Origin of the sequence: Pedobacter sp. (assembly GCF_040513095.1) — a bacterium.
Lineage (GTDB): Bacteria > Bacteroidota > Bacteroidia > Sphingobacteriales > Sphingobacteriaceae > Pedobacter.
In genome coordinates this window covers 25,013-31,250 of record NZ_JBEVDX010000164.1, presented here as the reverse complement: position 1 = coordinate 31,250, position 6,238 = coordinate 25,013, and the positions used below count along the sequence as shown (strand labels likewise).

8 protein-coding genes are annotated in these 6,238 nt (G+C 40.4%); 5 read left to right on the top strand and 3 right to left on the bottom strand.

Features of this window, described 5'->3' with window-relative positions; all coding sequences use genetic code 11:
• Positions 1-157 precede the first annotated feature (157 nt).
• Both ABWY16_RS18580 and ABWY16_RS18575 read right to left on the bottom strand, forming a co-directional pair.
• A complete protein-coding gene (locus tag ABWY16_RS18580; protein ID WP_353906161.1) occupies positions 158-700 on the bottom strand; it encodes a TlpA family protein disulfide reductase in 543 nt (180 codons plus the stop codon).
• A 109-nt stretch (positions 701-809) separates the two neighbouring features.
• Entirely contained in the window at positions 810-959 is a 150-nt protein-coding gene (locus tag ABWY16_RS18575) for a hypothetical protein (RefSeq protein ID WP_353906160.1), read from the bottom strand.
• Between the two features lie 1,019 nt (positions 960-1,978).
• Here ABWY16_RS18575 and ABWY16_RS18570 point away from each other — a divergent pair.
• From ABWY16_RS18570 to ABWY16_RS18550, 5 genes are all read left to right on the top strand, one after another.
• The gene (locus tag ABWY16_RS18570; RefSeq protein ID WP_353906159.1) at positions 1,979-2,620 is read left to right on the top strand and encodes a DUF6266 family protein; all 642 of its coding nucleotides are present in this window, start codon (positions 1,979-1,981) and stop codon (positions 2,618-2,620) included.
• 2 nt (positions 2,621-2,622) lie between these two features.
• On the top strand, positions 2,623-3,294 hold the full coding sequence (locus ABWY16_RS18565) for a DUF6266 family protein (protein WP_353906158.1): 672 nt from the start codon (positions 2,623-2,625) through the stop codon (positions 3,292-3,294).
• Between the two features lie 229 nt (positions 3,295-3,523).
• The gene (locus tag ABWY16_RS18560; RefSeq protein ID WP_353906157.1) at positions 3,524-3,784 is read left to right on the top strand and encodes a hypothetical protein; all 261 of its coding nucleotides are present in this window, start codon (positions 3,524-3,526) and stop codon (positions 3,782-3,784) included.
• 63 nt (positions 3,785-3,847) lie between these two features.
• Entirely contained in the window at positions 3,848-4,435 is a 588-nt protein-coding gene (locus ABWY16_RS18555; RefSeq protein WP_353906156.1) for a Crp/Fnr family transcriptional regulator, read from the top strand.
• A gap of 92 nt (positions 4,436-4,527) precedes the next feature.
• Positions 4,528-5,280, top strand: coding sequence for an SDR family NAD(P)-dependent oxidoreductase (locus ABWY16_RS18550; RefSeq protein ID WP_353906155.1), 753 nt, complete (start codon positions 4,528-4,530; stop codon positions 5,278-5,280).
• A gap of 47 nt (positions 5,281-5,327) precedes the next feature.
• Here the strand turns inward: ABWY16_RS18550 and ABWY16_RS18545 are convergent, their stop codons facing one another.
• Complete coding sequence (locus tag ABWY16_RS18545) at positions 5,328-6,212, bottom strand: metallophosphoesterase (RefSeq protein WP_353906163.1); 885 nt, start codon at positions 6,210-6,212, stop codon at positions 5,328-5,330.
• Positions 6,213-6,238: the final 26 nt, after the last annotated feature.

The following is a 6,238-nucleotide window of genomic DNA, read 5'->3' as shown; positions in this document are numbered from 1 at the left end:
ATTCTACATCTGAAATGTAACGCTCAGGTGCACCTATCAGGAAAGCAAGCTGTTCTGCAGTAAATCCTTTAGCTATCCTTTTGAGCATGATGCGGTAAATGCCTGATAATTGAAAGGCGGAAATGTTTTTGATGTATGCCATTTGATGGGGGGTTAGTTATTGAACATTCGTTGATAGCGCAGCTGTTATAGCTGATTTTGAAATGGGCCTTTGGTTAAAAGCCAGATCAATGTTTTCTTCTGTTACTTCTTCGGGACCGGTCATAGCCACGATCTTTCCGGTCCTATCGAGCCACACGTATTGTGGAGCTTTAGTATTCGGGAAAAGACGACTAAGCACTTTGTCATCGGTGATTAAGGGTATCCAGGATGGTACTTTAGGCGGATGCCTGAGCAGGTATGACAGCACTTCAGATTGAGATTCTGGAGTGATGCGGATGCCCCTAACATCGTATTCATTACTGCATGCCAAATCTTCTATTCGCCCGTAATTGGCAGCACATGACTCCGATTTTGTTGACCACAACTCGATGATCATAAACCCCAGAACCATGTCTCCCAGGTCTGATCGTGTGGTTGGATGGTTGTGTATCTGATCAAGGATCATTTCAGGTATTCGCTGGCCTACCTGCAGGGGGTTGACTAAGACCTTCTTTTTACTTTGGGCATAAGCACTGGAAAAAAGACATAGCACGGCCACAACGAGTATTTTCATCGTTAATTTCATAATGTTAATTTTAGAAGATTAGAAAAATAGAACAGGTAACCGGTCAGATAGGGAGAATCCTATTACCGATTAAATAGTGAGATTAATCTGGTGGTTTGAAAAGAGAATGCAGCCCATCCCGAAGTTCATCAAATGAACATGACAGGATAGATCCGTAAAAAGGATAAATGGTTTTGTAGCTGCGGGTAGGGATGTTGGTACTGTTGGCGGTTGTAATTTTCTTCGCTTTCATTTGGACTATTGATTAAACTTTCAATAGAACCATTTACAAGAAATGAAATAGGCCTCTGCAAATACAGATCCGGCAACAGTTCTTGTAGCCAAGTCACACCCGGTGGAAATCGGGGAATAGTAAACTATTCGGGTACTACAATAAGCTGCGCCGGACCTATATATTGCAAATATAGGCAACCCGGTGCTCTACTTATCCTCATACCCGTAAATTTCCACATTGACCTGGCGAGGTTCTTAAATAGAACACCTCAAATTTTTAGAGATGTTATAAAATAATTATATTGTTTAACAATTACTCATATACAGTTTGTTTTATTACAACAAATATAACTATTAAGATTTAATTAAACAATAGAGAAATTATTTATTTACATTTGTAAGTTTAAAAAGCTTAAAAGCTATCATAACAGAGACATTTTGTTCAAGTTTAAATTATAAACTTAGACCAGAGATACGAAATATAAGGCTACGGCGGGTGGTTTTGTCCTGTTGAGCATAAGATATCATTTGGTATTCGTTCGTATACTGCTATTAGTTAGTCTACATACTCACTATAGATCAACTAGACATAGACTATACTATGTAGACCCCATCTTGACCACAACTTGACTCCAAAACAACCCCAAATTTACCCTTTAGGTCTAGTTGCGGTTATTTTGTGGTCGATATAGGGTCTATATGGTATAGTCTATGTATTGTTTATCACTAATCCGCCTTTATTCTAACATATACCAGTGTACGAACGAAACATGATCCGAATACCCTGCGACATCAAAATCAGATCAACATAAAATAAAATGGTTATATGTTTCCACACCTATAAATATTTCACTAATCACTTGCAGAACAGCATTTTAACACTTATATTTGTACCCAATTTTCGACCTGTAATTTTCAATCTTAGATCAAAATGCGTAATACCTCCTTGTTATAGCCCTTGCCTTGCCTTATTTGATTTAAGTTGAGTGATTGGTTGAAATACTAATTGTTTAATTATTCACTTAAATTTATTTAGCTATGGCTATTGTAACAACCGGCCCCTATGTGGGCTTTTCAGGAACGATCAACGGCATGACCTATTACCAGCTAAAGGATGGCAGGACTGTCGTAAAAAACAAGAACAAAAAAAGAACCAAAGCAGCGACTCCAAGTCAGGAGGTCAACCAATCTGTAATGGGTATGATTTCGCACTTTATGAAACCCTTTGAAGAAATTGCAACGGTAGGGTATCAAAATTTAGCGAAGGCGAAAGGAGACAATACCCACAACATGATGGCCAGCCACCTTTGGAAGGTATTGGAATCCACGCCAAACGGTCGCAAAATTGATTTACGCAGATTTTTGATCACGCAGGGCAATTTGCCCGCTGCCAGAGACATCTCGGTTAACATGACTGGAGAAGGGTTGGAATTTACATGGAATACTGATGTTAAGGCTAAACTTAGCCATCATACAGATCAGGTAATTTTGCTTGCTTATTTTCCCACACTTGAAGAAGTTGAATCTAAAATCGGAGGTGCGGAACGCAGAGCGGGGAAGGATGTACTTCTCCTTAATGGGATCGAAAAAGGACATGTGGCAGAAATTTATATTTCATTTATCACCAATGACCGCTCAGATCTGTCAAATAGTATTTATCTCGGACAATTAAACTGGTAATCATGGCAAGAAGTAAAAACAAATCGATATTAGGAGACCTTAGCGGTCAGGTAGGCCCTGTGGTTGTAACCGAATCCCGTGGTGTTGCTGTTGTAAGGTCAATGCCCAAAAAACCGCGCAGGAAAAAACCACTGAAGGGAAAGAAAAAATCGCACACCACATCTTTTGGTAAGGTTGTCTCTCTTTTAAGGTCAGCCTTGAATGTAATTAATTTGGGATTTCAGCAATCCAGAAGCTCCCACATGAGCGCAATTAATGCTGCTGTTTCCTGGAATTTTAATAATGCTTTAACCAATGATCCGGAGAATTCTGTGCTGGATATGGCAAAGGTAAAATTGAGTTATCCGATCAAGATTACGCAGAAGGCCTGGGAAGCAGCATTATCTGTTGATGCAGAGTACAAGGTCACAATAGCATGGAAACTCAATCCTGCCCCAAAGAAATGCACCCAATTGGATGACAGGGCAGTTATTGTGATATATCACGATAATGGAAAAAGATCCAGATTCCTTTCCTGGGAAAATGCAGCGCTGAGAAGTGATTTGAATTTCACATTCACTTTAGATTATTGGAAGAAAGGCCGTGAAGTTCACTTTTACATGTTTATGATCTCAGCAGATAATAAACTGGTTTCAGATACTCAGTACCTGGGGAGGATCGAATTAACGAAATAGGATTCGTGGTCATAGGCTGTCCCTCTTTCGGGACAGCCTTTTTAAATCATCCAAAAAGGTTAGAACTTTATACAGGCAGGGCAAACTAAAACCGAATAAGTAGTTTCTTAATTCCTTTGAAGTGATTCATGCCATTTTTTGGAGAGGCGGTTAAAAATAAGAAGGACATTGTGCTCATTTTAAAGCTGATGTTTTAAAACAAGATGTTGTTTTTGTATCTTTAAATATTATGGCACATAAACCAAAAGGTATATCTAAATCGACAACCAGCGATGGCTTTGCATATTTAACTAAAAGAATTGTTGTAAGTAAAGCAAGAAGTGCTGGCAAAGCTGCAGCTAAAAATGCAATGGAGCTGATGGAATATGTGGTGACAGTAAAGGATGGCTGGGTAATCAAAGAATATCAGGACGGAAAGGTAGAGCAGATTGAAAAGCTTCACTTGCATAATTCATTTCTCTTGACAGAGCAAACTTGCAGTGTAAATTGAACTGTATATTTAAGACATTTGTCGGACAGATTGAGTAAATTGCTGATATTATACAATTGAACAATGCCCAATTTTGAAGCGCTTTTTGATTACATCCAAGAACTTTCCGACCAAACGCTTTCAGCAGATGATAAGCAGATAATTACAACACATTTTAAGCCCAAAAAAATCAGGAAACGTCAATACTTTCTGCAGGAAGGCGATGTTTGCAAATACGCTGGTTTTATCGTGAAAGGCGCTGCCAAAACTTATACAGTTGATGAGAAAGGGCATGAACATATCCTGAAGTTGAGTGTAGAGGACTGGTGGCTTGCGGATTTTGAAAGTTATTACCATTTGAAACCAAGCCGCTTTAATATTGAAGCGCTGGAGGATATGGAAATCTTACAAATTACAAACGCGGTGGTGGAGGAATTCATAAAGCCAATACCTGCCTTTTCGGCAATGCAGAACGTGCTTAGTCAGAATAATACCATAGCAGCTCAAAAGAGGATGCAGTCAGCTATCAGTCAAACAGGCGAAGAACGGTTCGCGGAACTCGTCAATGATTACCCACACTTTATACAAAGGTTTTCACAAAATCTGATCGCCTCTTATCTGGGTTTAACTCCCGAAAGCCTGAGCCGCATCAGGAAGAATGCATTAAAATAGATTGATATTTGGTAAGCATACTTAATGACTTTTGGTAAGATTTAGCCCGGGGCAGGACTGCATCTTTGGGTAAATCTTAAAACAAGAAAATCATGAGTAGATTAAAAAATAAAGTAGCCGTTATCACAGGTGGTAATAGCGGGATAGGTTTCGGTATTGCACAAGAACTCAAAAATGACGGTGCTAAAGGTGTAATCGTAGGTAGAAATCAGGAAACTTTAGACAGTTCGGTAGCTTTGCTCGGTGATAATTTTATCGCCATAAATGCAGATGTCACAAACCTTGACGACCTGCAAAAGGTGTTCAAAGAAACGTCTGAAAAATTTGGTAAGATAGATATACTGGTAGCTAATGCAGGTGCGGGAACAACCGGAACTGTAGCAGATGTAAGCGAAGCTGATTACGACAAGACCATGGATCTCAACCTGAAAAGCGTGTATTTTACTGTACAAAAATCACTACCTTTTATGAATGATGGAGCATCTGTGATACTTATCGGGTCAAATGCGGCACATCGTGCATATCCATCGTTTGGCCTGTATGGAGCTGCCAAAGCTGCCGTGATCTTTCTGGCAAAAAGTTTTTCAAATGACTTACTGGAAAGAAAGATCAGGGTAAATGTGATAACACCGGGTACTACAGACACACCTGCATTTGATAAATTCGTTCCTGAAGAACATATCGAAGCCGTAAAAACACAGTTTGCAGGCTTAATGCCGATAGGCAGGATCGGGCAGCCATCAGATATTGGTAAAGTAGCAGTATTCCTTGCTTCTGAAGATTCTTCTTTCCTGCTTGGCTCCGAAATTCTTGTTGATGGCGGTATGACCTATCTATCTAAATAATTGAAAAAGAGATCTAAATGATCTCTTTTTTTTGCCTTCTATTTCGTCTAATTATACAATGGCATCGAAAATTCGCTGTCGCCATCCGTCTCCAGTATATTCGCCCCTGTCTTTGGCGCAAAGGTCCTAACGCTAAGGGTTTGAGTTGTTTTATTAAATCTCATCAGGCGCATCAGGCCGTTGCCGCCGTTTCTGCTGGATTCTCCGCTGTAAGGGGCATTTTGTCTTGATTGATAGTCTGACAAGTAGGATTTGATTACGTGTCCATTATATGTGTCCTGCCTGAAACCTTCGCCCGATACATGCCCTCCCAACATCAGAAAAACGTTATCATGTGTTTTAACCCTGTTATAGATCACCTGCCCCTGGTTGGTAAATGCAGCAGCTACGGCATTTGTGCCGCTTCCTCCCTGGATATCGCTATTGCTGCCTGCCGGCAGTCTCAATAAACTATGACTCACAATGATGGCTTTCCGGCTTGCATAGGTTGTTAAAACACCATCTGCCCAGTTCATCACATTAGCTTCAATGGCAGCGCTGTATTCGGAATCTCCGGGAGTATTGTATTCAATGTACAGTAAAATATAATCAGTGCCATTGGCGGTAAATAGATCGTAATGGTTATCGTTATTATTTGAGCTACCATAAGGTGCACCATAGTAGGCACGCCCCAGAAAATGGTCTTTACCAAAGTACTTGGCGTAGCCATTATTTGTGCCTCCCTCTCCGGGAAAACCATTAGGGGTCTGGTCATGGTTGCCAACTGCCAGGCCGTAGGGGATGCCATTTGGTAAGCCTGTTACCGGGGTTTCCAGCTGATAAAGAATATTTTTGGCATTTGTCCACTCCGATAACTGATCTTCACCATGGTCAACGATATCTCCGAGATGTATCACATAAGCTATGTTTGATGTTACCCTGTTGGTTTTGATCCAGGTAATCGGCCGGGACGCTCCTG